The sequence below is a fragment of the Hypericibacter sp. genome, from assembly GCF_050729195.1.
GTDB lineage: Bacteria > Pseudomonadota > Alphaproteobacteria > Dongiales > Dongiaceae > Hypericibacter.
The window spans coordinates 13949-29051 of record NZ_JBOHKS010000071.1; the positions used below are offsets into that span (position 1 = coordinate 13949).

General features: G+C 62.4%; 11 protein-coding genes. 9 read left to right on the forward strand and 2 right to left on the reverse strand.

The features are described from left to right. The first annotated feature begins 65 nt into the window (after positions 1 to 65). Genes ACREE8_RS05840 through ACREE8_RS05850 form a run of 3 tightly spaced genes read left to right on the forward strand, consistent with a single transcriptional unit; the run spans position 66 to position 3977 of the window. The gene (locus ACREE8_RS05840; protein WP_431572043.1) at positions 66 to 1007 is read left to right on the forward strand and encodes an ABC transporter permease; all 942 of its coding nucleotides are present in this window, start codon (positions 66 to 68) and stop codon (positions 1005 to 1007) included. Between the two features lie 8 nt (positions 1008 to 1015). Then, positions 1016 to 1897 carry an ABC transporter permease gene (locus ACREE8_RS05845; protein ID WP_431572044.1) on the forward strand — a complete coding sequence of 294 codons (882 nt, stop codon included), beginning with the start codon at positions 1016 to 1018 and terminating at the stop codon, positions 1895 to 1897. A 13-nt stretch (positions 1898 to 1910) separates the two neighbouring features. Beyond that, positions 1911 to 3977: a dipeptide ABC transporter ATP-binding protein gene (locus tag ACREE8_RS05850; protein WP_431572045.1), complete on the forward strand. Its 2067-nt coding sequence runs from the start codon at positions 1911 to 1913 to the stop codon at positions 3975 to 3977. Positions 3978 to 3983: 6 nt separating this feature from the next. Here the strand turns inward: ACREE8_RS05850 and ACREE8_RS05855 are convergent, their stop codons facing one another. Continuing rightward, positions 3984 to 4514 carry a GrpB family protein gene (locus tag ACREE8_RS05855; protein WP_431572046.1) on the reverse strand — a complete coding sequence of 177 codons (531 nt, stop codon included), beginning with the start codon at positions 4512 to 4514 and terminating at the stop codon, positions 3984 to 3986. A 641-nt stretch (positions 4515 to 5155) separates the two neighbouring features. On the opposite strand from ACREE8_RS05855, the gene ACREE8_RS05860 reads away from it, so the two are divergent. Then, positions 5156 to 5977, forward strand: a complete 822-nt coding sequence (locus ACREE8_RS05860; RefSeq protein WP_431572047.1) for an alpha/beta fold hydrolase — start codon at positions 5156 to 5158, stop codon at positions 5975 to 5977. 461 nt (positions 5978 to 6438) lie between these two features. Here the strand turns inward: ACREE8_RS05860 and ACREE8_RS05865 are convergent, their stop codons facing one another. Continuing rightward, on the reverse strand, positions 6439 to 8424 hold the full coding sequence (locus tag ACREE8_RS05865; protein ID WP_431572048.1) for a BTAD domain-containing putative transcriptional regulator: 1986 nt from the start codon (positions 8422 to 8424) through the stop codon (positions 6439 to 6441). 181 nt (positions 8425 to 8605) lie between these two features. Between ACREE8_RS05865 and ACREE8_RS05870 the strand changes: the two genes are divergently transcribed. The 5 genes from ACREE8_RS05870 to ACREE8_RS05890 form a co-directional block, all read left to right on the forward strand. Beyond that, positions 8606 to 8842 carry a hypothetical protein gene (locus ACREE8_RS05870; RefSeq protein ID WP_431572049.1) on the forward strand — a complete coding sequence of 79 codons (237 nt, stop codon included), beginning with the start codon at positions 8606 to 8608 and terminating at the stop codon, positions 8840 to 8842. Between the two features lie 423 nt (positions 8843 to 9265). Continuing rightward, positions 9266 to 9847, forward strand: coding sequence for a GNAT family N-acetyltransferase (locus ACREE8_RS05875; RefSeq protein ID WP_431572050.1), 582 nt, complete (start codon positions 9266 to 9268; stop codon positions 9845 to 9847). Between the two features lie 582 nt (positions 9848 to 10429). Then, positions 10430 to 12490 carry an FAD-dependent oxidoreductase gene (locus ACREE8_RS05880; protein WP_431572051.1) on the forward strand — a complete coding sequence of 687 codons (2061 nt, stop codon included), beginning with the start codon at positions 10430 to 10432 and terminating at the stop codon, positions 12488 to 12490. A 167-nt stretch (positions 12491 to 12657) separates the two neighbouring features. Further along, the gene (gene ypfJ, locus ACREE8_RS05885; protein WP_431572052.1) at positions 12658 to 13578 is read left to right on the forward strand and encodes a KPN_02809 family neutral zinc metallopeptidase; all 921 of its coding nucleotides are present in this window, start codon (positions 12658 to 12660) and stop codon (positions 13576 to 13578) included. A gap of 325 nt (positions 13579 to 13903) precedes the next feature. After that, positions 13904 to 15103: epoxide hydrolase family protein (locus tag ACREE8_RS05890; RefSeq protein ID WP_431572053.1), on the forward strand; the 1200-nt coding region annotated here is incomplete at its 3' end.

Sequence of the window (15103 nt, forward strand, 5' to 3'; positions counted from 1 at the left end):
TGCCACCCCGCATTCTCCCCGATCTTCCAGCGTGACGCTTCGGCAACGGGAGAGGTACGCCGAGGGTGGTCGCCTTTTTTGCAAAACGCCTGGGTTATCTGGTGTTGACCATGCTGGTGGTGTCCTTCGCCATCTACATGATCAGCGAGTTCACACCCGGCGATGTGGCCCGCAAGGTGCTCGGGCCGTTCGCCACCCAGCATCAGGTCGAGCTGCTGACCGAGCAGATGGGCCTGAACCGACCCGTCTTCGTCCGTTATTTCGAGTGGGTCGGCCAGATCCTCACCGGCAATCTCGGCTATTCGACGGTCTATAAGACCGAGGTCAACAACATCATCTGGAACCGGCTGGCCCATACCCTGATCCTCGCCGGCATCGCCTTCGCCGTCATCGTGCCCGCCTCGATCCTGCTGGGGGTGACGGCGGGCATGCGCGAGAGCTCGCGCCTCGACCGCTCGATCTCGCTCTTCAGCATCGTCACCACCTCGGTGCCGGAATTCGCGTCGGGCGTGTTCCTGACCTCGATCTTCGCGATCTGGATCGGAATCCTCCCCGGCACCTCGACTCTCGATCGGGGTGGCGGCTGGTCGATCGCCTCCCAGCTCGTGCTGCCCGTGGCGGTGATGGTGTTCTACGATCTGGGCTATGTCGTGCGCATGGTGCGCGCCTCGATGATCGAGGTGATGACGCGGCCCTATATCCGCACCGCCGTGCTCAAGGGCATGAAGTTCCGCGACGTGATCATGAAACATGCCTTGCGCAACGCCATGATCGCGCCTTTCACGGTCATTCTGCTGCAGATCAATTATCTCGTGACCGGCGTGGTGGTGGTCGAGGCGGTCTTCGCCTATCCCGGCTTCGGCCGGATGATGCTCGAGGCGGCCCTGTCGCAGGACATCGCCGTGATCGAGGCGGGGGCCTTGTTCTCCGTGCTGGTCGCGGTCGTGACGCAGATCGTCGGCGATTTCGGCTATATGCTCCTCAACCCGCGCATCCGGTTCAACTGAGGCAGGCCATGGTCGCACGGGTCAACGAGACGCGAACGCGAAAGGCCGGCTCCGGGCTGCCGGTCTGGGTGCGGCGCATCGGGCTCCTGCGGGAATCGCCGGTCGGCATGATCGGCGCCGCGCTGGTGGGGTTCTGGGTCCTCATGGCGCTGTTCGCGCCCTGGCTGGCACCCTATCCGCCCAACGCCAACGACTTTGCCGCGCAAGGCAAATGGCTGCCTTCGGCAGCCCATTGGCTCGGCACCGACAACCAGGCGCGCGACATCCTTTCGCGCGTGATCTGGGGCTCCCGGACGGTCCTGACGGTGGCGCCGATCGCCGTCGCCAGCGCCTATCTCGTCGGCTGCGTGATGGGGCTGCTGGCGGGCTATTACCGCGGCTGGGTCGACGGGCTGGTGAGCCGCCTCTCCGACATCATCCTCTCCTTCCCGGTGATCATCCTCTACATGATCATCATCGCGAATTTCGGTCCCTCGGCCTTCAACATCATCATCGCGGTCACTTTCACGGCCGCACCCCAGATCACCCGCATCGTCCGTGGTCTGACCCTCGAGCTGCGCGAGCGCGATTATGTGGCGGCGGCCAAGATGCGCGGCGAGGGCGCCTGGTACATCATGCTGGTCGAGATCCTGCCCAATGCGCGCGGCCCCCTGATCGTCGATGCCTGCCTGCGGATGGGCTACACCACCATCGCCATCGGCGTGCTGGGCTTCCTCGGCCTCGGCCTGCCGCCACCCGATCCGGACTGGGGCGGCATGGTCCGCGAGACCTATGTCTGGATGTCGACCTATCCCCATATGGCGATCATCCCCTGCCTGGCGATCTCCTCGCTGGTGGTGGGATTCAACATGCTCTCCGACGGCATCCGTGAAATCGGGTTGCGGGATTGAGGAGAGAGCGGTCATGACCCAACCCCGCCCGCCGGTCCTGGAGCTGCAGAACGCGTCGATCTCCTATTTCACGCGCGCCGGCGAGATCAATGTCGTGCCGGACATCAGCTTTCGGCTGGAGCAGGGCGAGGCGCTGGGGCTGGTCGGCGAGTCCGGCTGCGGCAAATCCACCATCGCCTTCGCGATCATGCGCTATCTGGGCGGTGCCGGCCGGCTCACGCGCGGCAAGATCCTCTTCGAGGGCCGCGATATGGGCCGCATGAGCGATGCGGAGCTGCGCTCGATCCGCGGCAGCAAGATGGCGATGGTCTATCAGGATCCGATGAGCAGCCTCAATCCGGTGATGCCGGTCGGGCGCCAGCTCATGGAAGTCCCGATGATCCATCAGAACGCCGGTGAGGGGGAGGCCAAGGCCCGGGCCCTGGCCATGTTGGGCGAGGTCAATCTTCCCGACCCGCAATCGGTGTTCGAGCGCTACCCGCATCAGCTTTCCGGCGGCCAGCAGCAGCGCGTGGTCATCGCCATGGCGCTGATGTCGGAGCCCTCGCTGCTGGTCATGGATGAGCCGACCACGGGCCTCGATGTGACGGTCGAGGCGGCGGTGCTCGATCTGGTGGCGCGGTTGCGCGCCAAGCACAACTCCGCCATCGTCTTCATCAGCCATAATCTGGGCACGGTGGTGCGGATCTGCGACCGTATCGGCGTCATGTATGCGGGCGAGCTCGCCGAGGAAGGGGCCATCGGCGCCGTGTTCCGCAACCCGCGCCATCCCTATACGCGGGGGCTCCTGGATTGCATCCCGGTGCTGGGCTCCGACAAGCGCTCGGCGCCCCTCTTGCCGATCCCGGGCCAGGTGCCGCCGGCGCTCAACCGGCCCAAGGGTTGCGTCTTCGCGCCCCGCTGCTCCTATGCCGAGCCCGGCCGCTGCACCACCGCCCGCATTCCAACCCTCGAAGTGACAGGCGAGCCCGGCCACCGCGTGCAATGCGTGCGCGAGGCGGAGCTTCCGCCCTATCGCCGGCCGGTGGCCCAGGCCCAGACGTCCGCCGCCGTCAAGGCGCCGGCCGAGATGCTGCAGATCGCGGGCCTGAAGAAGACCTATCGGCAGTCGGGCGGCCTGTTCGACAAGAGCGGCGGCTATGACGTCAAGGCGCTGAACGATGTGTCGATGTCCGCGCCCAAGGGCACGACGCTGGCCATCGTCGGCGAATCCGGCTGCGGCAAATCCACCCTGGCGAAGGTCCTCACAGGCCTGGAGCGTGCGACGGGGGGCCGGGTGCGCGTGGCCGGGGTGGAGCTGGCGGACAAACCGGTCGAGAGCCGGTCGATCGACGTCAAGCGCTCGCTGCAGATGGTATTCCAGAATCCCGACAGCACGCTCAATCCGAGCCATTCGATCGGCTATGCGATCGAGCGCTCCTTGCGCCGATTGAAGCGGCTCGCCGGCAGCGAGATGCGCGGCGAGGCCCGCCGCCTCATGGAGATCGTCAAGCTGCCGGCCGACTTCGTGCAGCGAAAGCCGCGGCAGCTTTCGGGTGGCCAGAAGCAACGCGTCGCCATCGCCCGGGCGCTGGCGGGCGACCCCGATTTGATGGTGGCCGATGAACCGGTGTCTGCGCTCGACGTCTCGGTGCAAGCCGCCATCATCAACCTGCTGATCGAGATCCAGAAGACGCGCGACGCGACCCTGGTCTTCATCTCGCATGACCTCTCGGTGGTGCGCTATCTGGCCGACCAGGTCGCGGTCATGTATCTCGGCAAGATCGTCGAGTTCGGCAGTGTCGAGGACGTGTTCTCGCCGCCCTATCATCCCTATACCGAGGCGCTGCTTTCGGCGGTGCCCGTGCCCGATCCGGATATCAAGCAGACCCGCGTGATTCTCGAAGGCAGCATTCCGTCACCGACCGATCTGCCGGCCGGCTGCCCCTTCGCCACGCGCTGTCCCCGCAAGGTGGGTGCGATTTGCGATGACACGCCGCCGCCCGAGCAGACGACGGCGTCGGGGCACCGGATCGCCTGCCATATTCCCTTGGCCGATCTGATGAAGGTCGGCCCGGTCGTGCGCCGCGTGGCGGAGTAGGGCCGGTCAGGCTCGATAGTGGGCGAGCGCTTCGACTTCGGTCTTCCTGATCCAGGCGCTTTTGCAGTCGCCATAAGCATGGGAGTCATTGGCGTGTAGGCTTTGGCAACGCGCCTTCTCCTGATCATAGGCGCGGGCGACATCCGGCCGCTCGCGAAGATAGTCGCGAAAGGCAAGATGGCGCGCGATGTCAGCAGACCCGTCCTCATAGCAATGGAGCTGGACCAGCCTGCGGCCCGTGACAGGGTCGTTTTTCGTACAGTAGCGCCGCCCCGACAACCCAAATTCTTCCCACCACTCATAGCCCAGCGCCTCGATCGCACCCTTGCGGGCGTCCAGTGCCGACATAAGCGTGACCACAGGGATCAGGTCCAGTATCGGTTTGGCCGATATGCCGGGAATGGCGGTCGAACCGACATGATGGACGGCCAGCAGGATCGACCCCAGGGCCGACGCGAGCGTCTCGCCTTCCGCCTTGGCCTGTTCGGCCCAGCGGGGATTGTGTGGTAGCAACTCGACTTTGAGCGGCGGCGGCAATCGGCTCTCCTTTGAACGCTTATTCCGCTGTCCCAGGGACACACCAGTAATAGTATGCCGCCATTTTCTGGAGAGCTTGCTTTAGGGCGTGAACTCATAAATCTGTAGGCGTTGGCGGACGTCCGCTTTGGTGTGCAGTACAGATTCAAGTCGAACATGGCGCGAGGTCCGAAAAGTGCCAGAACCAGACTCCACTCATCTCTGGCGGAGTTGCTGTTGATCGGGAAGGGTTGATCCCGATCCAAGAGAGCCGCCATGCGACTTCGCTCATATCGGACATCTAACGTTATCGAAGTTCGCCGCGGTTTTGCCTGCAGCGACGGCGCGTCGTTTGAAATCTGCTGCCCAGGGTGTACGCTTTTGGTTGCGGCCGTTGGACCGAAACTGCGCCGCTGGCCGCCCGATTGCAGGCATGGTCGACGAGGACCTCACAAAAGTCGCTAATCGCGGTCCCCGCGATCTGGGACGATAGGTCGATACGATGAACGAGGACTCACGGTCCCCCACGCGAGCATCACGTCGCGATGTCCTATTGCGTAGCCTGATTGCAACCGTTGCGGCGGGACTGCCTGCCGCGGTCCCGGCCCAGACAGCCAAAAAGCAAACTCCTCCCCCTCTCCCCCGAGCAAGGAACCAAGACCATGAGCACGATCACCACCAAGGACGGTGCCGAGATCTATTACAAGGACTGGGGCAAGGGCCCGGTCGTCACCTTCTCGCATGGTTGGCCGCTGAATGCCGACGCCTGGGACGGGCAAATGCTCTTCCTTGCACAGAACGGCTTCCGCGTGGTTGCCCACGATCGCCGCGGCCATGGCCGTTCGAGCCAAGTCTCGGAGCACAACGACATGAATGGCTATGCCGACGATCTCGCAGCGGTCATCGAGGCGCTCGACCTCAAAGACGCGACGCTGGTTGGCCACTCCACCGGTGGCGGCGAGGTCGCTCGCTACATTGGCCGTCACGGCACCAAGCGGGTGAAGAAGGCGGTCCTCGTCGCGGCTGTGCCTCCGATCATGCTCCGGACGCCCGGCAATCCCGAGGGCCTGCCGATCGAGGTGTTCGACAAGATCCGTGCGGGCGTCGCCGGCGATCGATCGCAGTACTACAAGGACCTGGCCATCGCCTTCTATGGCGCCAACCGGCCTGGAACGAAGGTCTCCAAAGGCACTCTCGATCAATTCTGGCTGTGGAGCATGCAGGCCGGCGCCAAGAACGCCTACGAGAGCATCAAGGGCTTCTCAGAGACCGACTTCAGCGAAGATCTCAAGAAGTTTGACATACCGACCCTCGTTCTGCACGGCGAGGACGACCAGATCGTTCCCGTCAAGGACTCGGCGAAGAAGTCAACCAAGCTCATCGAGGGCGCGAAGGAAATCTACTATCCCGGCGCACCGCACGGCCTCACGGCCACGCATCAGGACCAGGTCAACGCCGACCTGCTCGCCTTCCTCAGGGCGTAACACGGGGAGCATGCAGCCCCGCACGCGGGGCTGCATGCCGGGTGCACTCGCCAACCGTGGGAGCCACAGGCATCGTTTCCCCCGCTCCCGCTGAACGCCATCAACACACGGTATGATGGCGCTCTACGGGCAAGCCCCACGAGACTGCGGCGAGTATCGAAGCTGCATAGCGCTAGGTCTTATGCGAGCCTATCGGTCCGGCAGATAGCGCTGACATTCTGCCGTTTCCACACTGTCCAATGACCGCTGTGGGTCAAAGTGCGAAGTGGCCGACCAGCGAATGAACTTCCGCTAAGGGACCAAAGCCGGACCCACGCTCGCCGCGTTGGTTCGTCGCACAAGTGCCAGGAGCGGACGCCACAAGACCCGGTCCGGCATGTCGTCTTGGCAGAGTATTATCAAAGGCCTGGCGTACCGATCGGTTTTGGAACCACACGCCATTTCATACCGTCTGGCGCTTTTCACACCGGCAGTCCCGCATTCCGGAACCCTTCGAAGAGTTTTTCCAGGCTAGCGGGATCGGCAATCGGCATCAGACGGAGAAGATATGACCGCCATTGCTCCACGTCGTCGTCGGGATACTCAGCCATTTTCTGGCGTTTGAGCGTCATGAATCGCTGCATGGCATCACGCGCTGCGTCAGCCTGGCCGAGGTTCAAGAGCGACGCTGCCCGAAAGGCCAGAGCTTCATCAATTGTCCCGGCAACGCGCGCGAAACCGCTGGCCGCGTCAGCAAAATTGCCTTCGAAATATGCACCAACTGCGATCGCGTAAAGACAGGGCTCCGACACCAGCGGGCTGAGTTTGAGAGATTCTAGGGAGTAGCGTTGACCATCCGCCACATGACCATTGCAGGCTAAGGCAAATCCCAGGAGGCACATACTGAATTGATCATTTGGATTTTGCACCAATGCCATATCAGCTTGGGCCTTAGCGATATCGAGATTTTTATTGCAGTAGAATTGCGCTTCTGCAAGGGCCCGGTGGGCATTGCTGTTAGTATGATCGATCGCGACCGCCTGCTCGGCTGCGGCCACCGCCTCCTGCCGAGCATGCTCAAGATCGGTACTCCAATCACTCTGGTATTCGAAGGAATATCCGAGCGACAATTCGGCATGGGCGGACGCAAATCGGGGTTCGCGGGCGATGGCCTCGCGAAGCAGGGCCCGCGCCGCAAGAATGCCCTCCCTGCTGCTCTCCCGCTGCAGAAATCTGGCTTTTAGCAACAGATCGTAGGCTTCATAACCGATGGCCGGCTTTTGCAGGGTCTTTTCCATCTCGAAGGCTTCGACACGTGCGGCCAGCGCGGCGACAACCCGGCGGACGATGTCGTCCTGAAGTGCGAAGAGATCGCTGAAATCGCGGTCAAATCGTTCGGACCAGAGCGTTACTCCATCAGCAGCATGAACGAGGCTCGCGGTGATGCGGACGCGCTGGTCCGCCCGACGGACGCTGCCGCGAACCAGATACTCGGTATCGAGCCCGCGCGGCCTGCCCTCGCCCGCCTGGGCATGTTGCCTCACCGACGCTTGGGCAATGACCGCAAGGTCGGCGAAACGGGAAAGCTCAGTACTCAGATCTTCTGTAAGCCCAGCGGCGAAGTGAAGGTCGTCCGGATTGCCACCGGACTGTTCGAAAGGCAGGACGGCGATCGAGGCCTTTGGCCTGCGAGTCGAGACGGCAGGCGCCGACGCTTCGGCCGACGGGGTCAGCATGGTTTGCTGCACAAACACATCCTGCACAATTTGTCGGGTCAATGCGTCTGGTTCGCCCCCCAATTCGTGATCAAGCTTTTCCCGAAACTCCTGATAGTGCCTGAGCGCGAGACTGCGATTGTTCATTGCGATATGCGCCCGGACCACCGACTGGTGTGCCAGTTCGCAAAGTGGATCGATGGACAACAGCCGGCCGGCAACGTCCTGGCTTCGCCGGTGATCACCTTCGCGCTCGAGAACCCGAAGCAGCCTCGCCGTCGCCTCACACCACAGATTGTCCAGCACACGGCGGTTGTCTTCGAGCCAATCGGCGAAAGCGGCATTCTCGGGCGCTAGACCTTCGAGGAACTGGCCGCGCCGCAGGGCGAATGCCTGCTCCAGAGTCTGCCGGTCATCGGCCCGGCGGAGCCGCTGAAACTCAGCAACATCGGACACGACAGCCGTTTCATAGAATGAGATAGCGCCATCGGTGGCGGTATCGAGGACATGGCTGGCATGGCCGAAATCATGGCGCAGATCGACGAGCAGCTGACGCAGGCTCGCCCGGGCCTGGGCCGTCTGCCGGTCCGACCACAGCAGCGCGCAAAGGTGATCGCGGCTGACCGGTTTGCCGTCCGCCAGGGCAAGACAGGCCAGCAGTCCGGCACCCTTGCGCGACCGGATTGCAAGCGGATCGCCTGCCGCAGTCTCAAATTTGGGCGGTCCAAGAAGATGGAACCGGTAACCCGTCATGAAATCTCCTCCGACGCCGGCCTACTTGATCCCGTTGTCAGGGCGAATTGACGTCATCCTAGCATAATTGACGCCACACTGTCGGAAGATTGACGCCCCAATTGGCAGTCGGCTGACGGCGCATCGGCAGATTGGTCTTTACGGAACAGCACACAGAGGTTCCGCGAAAAGGAGAGAGACCATGCGCTTCGATATGGACGACATCCTCGCCATCATGCTCGATGTGGCCAGGCTCATAACCTGCGGATCGGATGCGGCCAGGATAGAGGCCCGGCGCATCGATGCGGAGCGCGGGCGTAGAGCTGCTACGAACGCGCTTGCCGTTGCGGATCAGCCGGTCGCTGCTGCCGCCCAAGCGGCCGAGCGGACCCCTGTGCGTCCCCGTAGGTGGTTCAAGGCTGCATTCGTGCCGCGCTGACGAGCTTGTCGGTCGGACTTCCGCTTGGGGTCTTGGTTGTTTGAAAACCATTCTGACGGTCGGCCCCGCGCAAGATTGATTCAAATAGCGCGCTGTTCGCCCATAAAAGATTCGCCAAGGCCGCAAGCTCGCTTCTTTTGTTGCCCGCTGGCGACTGCTTCGAGCGTTTTCACACAGCCTAGGTCAGTTCCAGTCTGGCTGATGTCCGCTCAACGTGGGTTTGATGTTTGGTAGCTGTCGCCGCATGCGCCGCGGCGAACGGCACAGATGGAGAGCGAGGGTCATCTGGGGAATGTCGGGTCACCTGGACAATCCCAGGGGCCGGCAGGGGTGGTCGAGTTCTTTGGCTCTAATGGGGTGGCATCACTTTTTTGGCAATTTCTACGCTGGGGCCCGATAGAACAACCACCAGGGAGGAATAATATGACTGACATTTCGGTCAAGGTCAGTTCACTTTCCGACGAATCGAAAATCATGGACGTCATCGGATTGTCGTTCATTGCCGATCCTGTTCTCCGTTGGATGTATCCAGATCTTCAACAATTCGTAGTATATTTACCACAACTCACAAAAGCTTACGGAGGAAGGGCGATCGATCACGGTTCTGCTTACTACGTTGACGGTTATTGGGGGGCGGCGCTTTGGCTTCCGCCAGATATACATTCCGACGACGAGGCCTTCGCCGTGCTGCTTGACCGTAGTATTGGAGATCAAAAGAATGACGCGGTTGCAACATTTCAGCAGACGGCAGATTTTCACCCGAGAGGGCCGCATTGGTTCCTTGCGGTGATTGGCGTGGATCCGATCCACCAACACAAAGGCATCGGCTCGGCTCTGATCAAGTGCGGATTGGTCCCGTGTGACCGCGACCACTTGCCGGCGTACCTCGAAGCCACGAATCCAAAAAATATTCCGCTCTATGAGCGGCACGGTTTTGAACTACTCGGCACCATTCAGCTGTCGGGATGCCCGCCCCTCTTTCCAATGTTGCGCAGGCCACGGTGATGTATCGATCTGAATCAACATCTTTTCGTTGGTGGTCTCATTTCCTTCTTTCGATTGGCGCCACCCGTTGTAGTCGGTCAAGGGCGCTATCACTACGCCAACGAACATAGAAATCCCGATTGATCTGGCATAGCCGGTTAGCCCAGAAGGGAATGGCGGAGATTTGCAGCCTCGTCTCACGCGAGCTGCTCGGCCTCGTGTTGGGGATAGGTCAGCTCATTTTGAGGTGGCAGCAAATGTCTGCTCGGGGTCAAAGTCGGCCGCAGCAGCAGCTCCGCGCTCCGTCCGCTCTTCCCCCAATAGCGGAAATCGCCAGTCACGGCCGCGAGCCGCTAGATCACCTGAGATGTCCCTTTTTCGGGGGCTCTACTTATTGTGTTCCCTGGGACTGCGGGATAAGCGTTCTCCGCTGGAAGAAATCCTTACGCTCGAGTCTGATATCGCCGGCAATCGGAAGGTCGGCCGCTCGCCCAGGATTCGCACCATTCGGTCTTGGCAAGGTCAAGCCCCCGCGGCTTCGCGGCTTGTCGCTGGCCGGCGCCACGGGTAAGACTGCTCCCGCCTGGTCAGAGGGAGAGCTCCATGGCGCGCGATCCGCGTTACGACATTTTATTTGAGCCGATCAAGATCGGTCCGGTCACCGCCAAGAACCGTTTCTATCAGGTGCCCCATTGCAACGGCATGGGCCATCCGAACCCGCGCGCGGTCGCCGGCATGCGGGGCATGAAGGCCGAGGGCGGCTGGGCGGTGATTTGCACCGAAGAATGCGAGATCCACCCGACCAGCGACATATCGCCCTATAAGGAGGCGCGGCTCTGGGACGATCACGACATCCCGGCCCTCGCCATGATGTGCGACGCGGTGCATGAACATGGCGCGCTCGCGGGCTGCGAGCTGACTCATCACGGCCCCTCATGCCCCAATCATTATAGTCGCGAGATGCCGATCGGGCCCTCACATCAGCCGGTCAACAGTTATGACCCCATGCAGGCTCGCGCCATGGACCGCGAGGACATCCGCAATTACCGGCGCTGGCATCGCGAGGCGGCGATCCGCGCCCAGCGCGCCGGCTTCGACGTGATCTATGTCTATGCCGGCCACGATATTGCGATGCCGATGCATTTCCTGCAGCGCCGGCGCAACAACCGCACCGACGAATATGGCGGCAGCCTGCAGAACCGCGTGCGGCTGTTCCGCGAGCTGATCGAGGAGACCAAGGATGCCGTCGGCCACCGTTGCGCGGTGGTCGTGCGTTATGCGACCGACGAGCTGATCGGACCGGAAGGGCTGACGCTCGAGGAATCCCAGGACATCGTCGGCATGCTGGCCGAGCTCCCGGATCTCTGGGACGTCAATGTCAGCGCCTGGTACAACGATTCCACCACCTCGCGCTTCAAGCCCGAGGGCAACCAGGAGCCTTTCATCGCCTTCGTCAAGAAGATGACGAGCAAACCGGTAGTGGGCGTCGGGCGCTTTACTTCCCCAGACACGATGGTCTCCCAGATCCGCCGCGGCGTGCTCGACATGATCGGCGCCGCGCGTCCCTCGATCGCCGACCCCTTCCTGCCGAAGAAGATCGAGGAGGGAAGGCCCGACGACATCCGCGAATGCATCGGCTGCAATATCTGCGTTTCCGGCGACTTCACCATGAGCCATTTCCGCTGCACCCAGAACCCGACCATGGGCGAGGAATGGCGCAAGGGCTGGCATCCGGAGATCGTGCCGGCGCGCAAGTCCGAGGACGAGGTGCTGGTGGTCGGGGCCGGGCCGGCCGGTCTCGAATGTGCGCGCACGCTGGGCCAGCGGGGCTATCGCGTGCATCTGGCCGAGGCCTCGGACGAATTGGGCGGGCGCGTGGCGCGCGAGGCGAAGCTGCCGGGCCTGTCGGAGTGGGGACGGGTCCGCGATTACCGTGCCTATCAGCTGGGCAAGCTCGCCAATGTCGAGATCTATCGGGGCAGCCGGCTCGATCCGGCGCATATCCTCGAGATGGGGGCGGGGCGGGTCGTTCTCGCCACGGGCGCCGAGTGGCGGCGCGACGGCGTGGGCCGCATGCATGGCTTCGCGGTGCCGGGTTTCGGAGCCGCGAACGTCTTCACGCCCGACGACATCATGGCCGGCAAGCCGGTCAAGGGCCCGGTCATCGTCTATGACGACGATCATTACTATATGGGCGGCGTCATCGCCGAGAAGCTGCGGCGCGAGGGGCATGACGTCGCCATCGTGACGCCGGCCGACCTGGTCTCCAGTTGGACGCAGAAGACGCTGGAGGCCTCCCATATTCAGCGCCGTCTCCTGGAGCTGGGGATCGAGCTGCTGGTGAAGCAGGACGTGGTCGGCTTCAAGGGCGACCATGTGGATCTCGCCTGCGTTTTCACCGGCCGGGTGACGCAGCGCGCCTGCGCCAGTCTCGTAACCGTGACGGCACGGCTGCCGAACGATGTGCTCCATCAGAAATTAATGGCGAGCCCGGGCGCGCTGCTGGAGGCGGGGATCAAGTCGGTGACGACCATCGGCGATGCGCTGGCGCCGGGAACCATCGCGGCGGCGGTCTATCAGGGTCACCGCTATGGACGCGAGCTGGATGAGCCGGCCGCGGGCGAGGTGGCTTTCAAGCGCGAGATCCCGAATTTGGTCGTTTGACCCGCCTGAAACGGAACTGTCTCAAAGGAAAGCGCTTATTCCTATTTGAACACGGGATCCGACGGGGCCGGTGCTTGCCAAGGACGGGTGGCAGGGGCAATCTCGGTTCGACATACCCGTCCTCCGTCAAATTTCGGCAGAGGGCGCGGCATCAGGGAGCGATTGCCATGCGGTGGCGGGACGGTCGGCGCAGCGAGAATGTTGAAGATCAACGCGGCCAGGGCATGCCCGGCGGTGGTGGCGGCGGCTTTGGCTTTCCGGGTGGCGGCGGTGGCGGTGGCATGCGACGCGCCGGCATCGGGGGTTTCGGCCTCGTCGTTGTGGTCGTGGTAGCACTGTTCTTCGGCGTCGATCCCTCGCAGATCCTGCAGCAGATCACCGAGCCCGGCGGCTATACGCAGGATGCCTCGTCGACCTCTTCGACCGGCACGCCCAGTGCCGAGGATGCCGATCTGCGAGATTTCGTCTCGGTCGTGCTCGCCGATACCGAGGATACCTGGACCGGGCAGTTCAAGCAGATGAACCTGACCTATCAGGATCCGAAGCTCGTGCTGTTCAATGGCGGGGTGCAGTCCGCTTGCGGTTTCGCCGAAACCGCGACGGGGCCGTTCTATTGCCCGGGCGACCAGAAGGTCTATCTGGATCTCGACTTCTTCCGGGAGCTCAGCGACCGCTTCAAGGCGCCGGGCGACTTCGCCCAGGCCTATGTCATCGCCCATGAGGTCGGTCATCATGTCCAGACCCTGCTGGGCATCATGGACAAGGTGGATTCGCTGCGCAGCCGCATGAACGAGACCGACGCCAATCATCTCTCGGTCATGGTCGAGCTGCAGGCCGATTGCTTCGCCGGCGTCTGGGCCAATCACGCCAACCAGGAACGCCAGATCCTCGAAGCCGGCGATGTCGATGAAGGGCTGGCCGCCGCCGCTGCGGTGGGCGACGACCGCCTTCAGCGCGAAGGGCAGGGCTATGTGGTGCCTGAGACCTTCACCCACGGCACCTCGGCGCAGCGCACGCGCTGGTTCAAGCAGGGCCTTCAATCCGGCCTGATCAAGGACTGCGACACCTTCAGCGCCAAGCAGCTTTAGCCTATCGTTCGCGACGTCATGTCGGCGCACGGCGAGCAGCAGCCGGTGTCGCCTTTGGAGCTCTTAGCGGACGGAAGTCAGAGGTGACGCCAGTTCCGCAAAGTGCCAAATTCGGACCTGGAATGTTTCGGCACCAAGTTCGCGGAATTGCGCTTGCACGGGTTTTTTACGAGAATTCCGTTCAGGGTTAGCGAAACGCCTGTGAACGTTCCACAGCACAGGAGATGTTCGAAGGTAGCAACAGCGCTTTGGTAACGCGAACCGGCGGCGGGCAGCGCATTGGGACGGTCCATCGTTCCGAAGCGAGCCGAAGGGGAGGACTATCATGCCTAAGGAAGTCGAGACTGGCAGCAATAAGACCGCTATTCGTCCGCTTACAGTGAGTTTTCCGGAAACGGAACTTACCGAATTGCGCCGGCGCATAAAGGCAACGAGGTGGCCGGAGCGCGAAACTGTCACCGACGCAACGCAAGGCGTCCAGCTCGCGACAACTCAGAAACTAGCACAGTATTGGTCGACAGAATACGATTGGCGCAAGTGCGAAGCGAAGCTGAAAGCCCTGCCGAACTTCGTAACCGAGATCGACGGGCTCGACACCCATTTCATTCACGTCCGCTCGAAGCATGAAAATGCGTTGCCGCTCATCGTCACGCACGGCTGGCCCGGCTCGGTCGTCGAGCAGCTGAAGATCATCGAGCCACTGACCGATCCGACCGCGCATGGCGGTAGCCCAGCCGACGCGTTTCATCTCGTGATCCCATCGATGCCTGGATACGGCTTTTCGGGGAAGCCGACGGGCACCGGCTGGGGTCCGGAGCGCATCGCCCGCGCATGGCCCGTGCTGATGAAGCGCCTCGGCTACCAAAAATTCGTTGCACAGGGTGGAGATTGGGGCGCGATTATCGCCGACCTGATGGGACGCGACGCGCCTCCGGGATTGCTCGGCATCCATACGAACATGGCGTGTGCGATTCCGCCAGACATTGATGCAGCGGCGTTTACCGGAGCTCCCCCGCCGGCCGACCTCTCGGCGGAGGAGAGGCAGGCGTTCGATCGGGTCGCATTCTTCTACAAACACGGCCTCGGCTATGCGCTTGAGATGGGCCACCGTCCGCAGACGCTGTACGGTATTGCGGATTCCCCTGTCTGCCTCGCGGCCTGGATCCTCGACCACGACATCTGGAGCTATAAGCTGATCGCACGCGTCTTTGACGGTCAGTCCGAGGGCCTCACGCGGGACGACATTCTCGACAACATCACGTTCTACTGGCTGACGAACACGGGTGTTTCTTCGGCGCGTCTCTACTGGGAGAACAAGCTCGCCTTCTTTGCACCGAAAGGCGTCACAATCCCCACGGTCGTGAGTGTGTTCCCAGATGAAATATGTCCGGCCCCGCGGAGTTGGGTCGAAAAGGCCTACCCCAAGCTGATCTACTATCAGCGGCACCCGAAAGGCGCTCACTTTGCCGCATGGGAGCAGCCGCTGGCGATCGTGCAAGATCTTCGCGCGGGCTTCGGGCCACAC